Genomic DNA, 4,025 nt, shown 5'->3' with positions numbered 1-4,025 from the left:
GAGGAGGCCAAGGTCGCGCTGTCCGCCGGGGCGCAGTTGGCCGGTACCGGGATCTGTTCCGGCGAGGGCGGCATGCTTCCCGACGAGCAGCAGCACAACTCGCGATACTTCTACGAACTTGCCTCGGCCCGCTTCGGGTGGAGTCTCGAGCACCTGCAGAAGGTGCAGGCCTTTCACTTCAAGGGCGGCCAGGGTGCGAAGACAGGGACCGGTGGCCATCTGCCGGGGAGCAAGGTGACGGGCAAGATCGCCGAAGTGCGGGGACTGCCGGAGGGTACCGCCGCGATCTCCCCCGCGCGGTTCCCCGACTGGACGTCGCTCGATCAGTTCCGCGATTTCGCCGCGCAGGTCCGGGAGGAGTCCGGGGGGATCCCCATCGGGTACAAGATGAGTGCACAACAGATCGAACGCGACATCGACGCGGCCCTGGCGATCGGCGTCGACTACATCATTCTCGACGGGCGCGGTGGCGGAACAGGCGCGGCACCAATTCTGTTCCGCGACAACATCTCCGTGCCGACCATCCCGGCACTGGCCAGAGCGCGGCGCCACCTGGACGCGTCCGCTGCTCACGACGTCACCCTGGCCGTCACCGGCGGGATCCGGACCGCGGCGGACATGGTCAAGGCATTGGCATTGGGCGCCGACGCGGTCGGACTGTCCAATTCGGCGTTGCAGGCCATCGGATGCGTCGGCATGCGCGCGTGCAACACCAACGCCTGCCCCGTCGGGATCGCCACTCAGCAGCCCCACCTCCGCGACCGGCTGCCCGTGCAACTCGCGGCGCAGCGCCTGCACCGCTTCCTGCAGTCCACGGTCGAGCTGATGGCGATTCTCGCCAGGGCGTGCGGCCACCAGCGCCTCGCCGACTTCGAACTCGACGATCTCGTCACGTTCGACCGCGACTTCGCCTACCTCAGTGGAGTCCCCTACGCAGGAGTGGTGCCGCTGTGAGTTCCGAGGGTCTTCGCGACGGCCAGGGCATTGTCTGGCACAGGGCGATCGGTTCCGACGCCCTCGACGACGGTGAGGTGACGGTGTGCCCCGTCGGCCTGAAGTCCGTCGCGCTCACCAATCTGCGCGGCGAGTTCGGCGCGATCGACAACCGCTGCCCGCATCAAGGCGGCCCGCTCGGGCAGGGCACCGTGGAGAACGGCAAGATCCGCTGCCCCTGGCACGGTTTCGACTTCGACCCGTTCACCGGTCAGGCCACAGGCGGGCCCGACTTCGACGTCCCGACCTATCCCGTCGAGGTTCGCGCGGACGGGGTCTACGTGGGTACGCCGGCACCTGTACCACACGTCCGCACGGTCAGCGACGTCCTGGTCGAGACGATGACCAACTGGGGCGTCGACACGGTGTTCGGGATGGTCGGGCACTCGAATCTCGGCATGGCGGAGGCGATGCACCGTGCCGAGACCGAGGGCAAGCTCCGATACTTCGGCATTCGTCACGAGGGCGCGGCGGCCTTTGCGGCATCGGCCTACGGGAAGCTGACCGGCAGGCCCGCCGCGTGCTTCGGCATCGCTGGGCCCGGGTCCACGAACCTGCTGACCGGTCTGTACGACGCGAAGGCCGACCGCGCGCCGGTACTGGCCCTCTCCGGCAACGTGGATTCGTCCGTCGCCGGCAAGGGTGCCTTCCAGGACGTCGACCTGCTCGCCGCGTTCGCGGACGTCTCCACGTACTCGGCCATGGTCCGCTCCGGATCCGACCACGCCGAACTCATGACGATGGCGCTCAAGCGCGCCGTCCTCGACCGCGGAGTGGGACACCTGGCGCTGCCCGACGAGGTGCAGGCGCTCGCCGCGCCGGAACAGGCCGCCTCGGGCCCCGCGGGACGGATGCCCGACCTGCGGGTTGGTCCGCCCGCGCAATCGCTCTCCCAGGCCCTCGATCTCATCGCGACTGCCGCCCGGCCGGTCATCGTCGTGGGTGCGGGTGCCAAATTCGATATGGCGCAGGTCATCTCACTTGCCGAAAGGCTGAACGCCCCGATCCTGACCACGTTCAAGGCCAAGGGGCAGATATCCGACGGGCATCCACTGGCCTGCGGCGTCCTCGGCCGTTCCGGAACGCCCGTCGCCTCTTGGCTGATGAACAAGGCGGACCTACTGCTGGTGTTCGGCGCATCGTTCTCCAACCACAGCGGTATCTCTCCCTACAAGCCGACGGTCCAGGTGGACACGGATCCTCGAATGCTTGGCCGGTTCCGGCCCGTGACGGTGCCGGTACTCGGCGACGTGGGTGTCACGGCGGCTTGCCTGCTGGAGGGTTTGCGGATCCCCCCGGCGATCGTCGACCAGCGCCCTGAGATCGCCGAACGCTGGGCGGTGTGGCGCACGGAGAAGGCCCGCCGCGCGGCTGCAGCACCGGGCAACGGGCGTGTGTCAGCAGCGACGGTCTTTCACGCGCTGAACGGGCTGGCGCCCGAAAATGCCGTCATGACAGTCGATGTGGGCAACCATGCCTACTCGTTCGGGCGGTACTTCGAACCCACGTCGCAGGCGGTTCTCATGTCCGGCTATCTGGGTTCCATCGGTTTTGGCTTCCCCGCCGCCATGGGAGCATGGGCGGCCGCCCCGCACCGTCCCGTGGTCGCCGTCACCGGCGACGGTGGGTTCGGCCAATACCTCGCCGAGTTGACCACGGCTGTGAGGTACGACATGAACATCACCCACATCCTGCTCAACAACGGTGAACTCGCCAAGATCAGCGAAGAGCAGCGCAGCGCCGAGTACGCGGTGTGGCAGACCTCCCTGCTGAATCCCGACTTCTCTGCGTACGCCCGTGACTGCGGCGCCTATGGCAAGCGTGTCAGCGATCCGGCCGACGTCGGGTCAGTCATCGCAGAGGCACTCGAGCACCCCGGACCGGCCATGGTGGAGATCATGACCGACCCCGGATCCCATTAGTCCAGATGCGACGCGATCCCGTCGACAGGGTCTCGCATCGCGCATGCCCACCACCCGCGCGGCGCGTCGCGCGCCCAGAACCACGATGAGGAATGCCGACATGACCGATCTGATGAAAGCCGTTGTGCTCACCCGGTTCGGAGGGGCTGATGCCTTCGAGCTGGGCGAAGTTCCCGTACCGCACGTCGGACCCCGCCAGGTACGGGTGCGCGTCCTTGCGACGGCCGTCAACCCGCTCGACTTTCAGATCCGTCGCGGGGACTATGCCGACTACGTCCCCCTCCCGGCGATCATCGGGCACGACATCTCCGGCGTGATCGAGGAAGTCGGATCCCATGTGGCCGAGTTCCACGCGGGCGACGAGGTGTACTACACACCAAAGATCTTCGGCGGCCCCGGCTCGTACGCCGAGCAGCACGTCGCCGACATCGATCTCGTCGCCCGGAAGCCGCTGAACCTCAGCCACCTGGAGGCGGCGAGCCTGACTCTCGTCGGCGGGACGGTGTGGGAGTCCCTGGTGACGCGAGCTCAGCTCACGGTGGGTGAGACGATCCTCGTCCATGGCGGCTCAGGCGGTGTCGGGTCGATCGCGATCCAGGTCGCGAAGGCGATGGGCGCACGGGTGATCACCACCGCGAAAGCAGGTGACCACGAGTTCGTGCGCTCGCTGGGAGCGGATGCGGCGATCGACTACACGTCGGACGACTACGTCGATGCCGTGGCCGAGGCGACGCAAGGCCAGGGAGTCGACGTCGTCTTCGACACGATCGGTGGCGACGCGCTCACGCGAAGTCCGTTGATGCTCGCCGACTCCGGGCGTGTCGTCAGCATCGTCGACATCGCCCAGCCGCAGAACCTCATCGAGGCGTGGGGCAAGAACGCCACGTACCACTTCGTCTTCACCCGACAGAACCAAGGGAAGCTGGACGCGCTCACTACGTTGGTCGAGCGCGGTCTCGTGAAGCCGGTCATCGGCGCGACTCTTCCGCTGGCTCGAACGGGCGAGGCTCACGAGATCTTGGAAGACAGGCGATCGTATGCACTGCGCGGCAAGGTGGCGATCGACGTGGCGGGCGACACCGTTGCGGTGCCCCCTCGCATCTCGTAGCG

The 4,025-nt window shown here is 67.4% G+C and carries 3 protein-coding genes; all 3 read left to right on the top strand.

All coding sequences use genetic code 11. From position 1 onward, the window contains the following. The coding region (locus ABW137_RS13180) for an FMN-binding glutamate synthase family protein (protein WP_526400558.1) at window positions 1-954 on the top strand (954 nt) is incomplete at its 5' end. Continuing rightward, on the top strand, window positions 951-2,915 hold the full coding sequence (locus tag ABW137_RS13175; RefSeq protein WP_526400556.1) for a thiamine pyrophosphate-dependent enzyme: 1,965 nt from the start codon (window positions 951-953) through the stop codon (window positions 2,913-2,915). The genes ABW137_RS13180 and ABW137_RS13175, both read left to right, overlap by 4 nt. Window positions 2,916-3,015: 100 nt before the next feature. After that, window positions 3,016-4,023 carry a zinc-dependent alcohol dehydrogenase family protein gene (locus ABW137_RS13170; protein ID WP_526400555.1) on the top strand — a complete coding sequence of 336 codons (1,008 nt, stop codon included), beginning with the start codon at window positions 3,016-3,018 and terminating at the stop codon, window positions 4,021-4,023. The last annotated feature ends 2 nt before the right edge of the window (window positions 4,024-4,025 follow it).

Source organism: Mycobacterium sp., assembly GCF_040509115.1.
Taxonomy (GTDB): Bacteria; Actinomycetota; Actinomycetes; order Mycobacteriales; family Mycobacteriaceae; genus Mycobacterium.
The sequence above is the reverse complement of the archived record's forward strand: the minus strand, read 5'-3'. Positions and strand labels throughout refer to the sequence as shown.

Excerpts from the sequence above, each read along its gene's own strand:
- ABW137_RS13170 (WP_526400555.1), top strand. The coding sequence starts at position 3,016 with ATGACCGATCTGATGAAAGCCGTTGTGCTCACCCGGTTCGGAGGGGCT.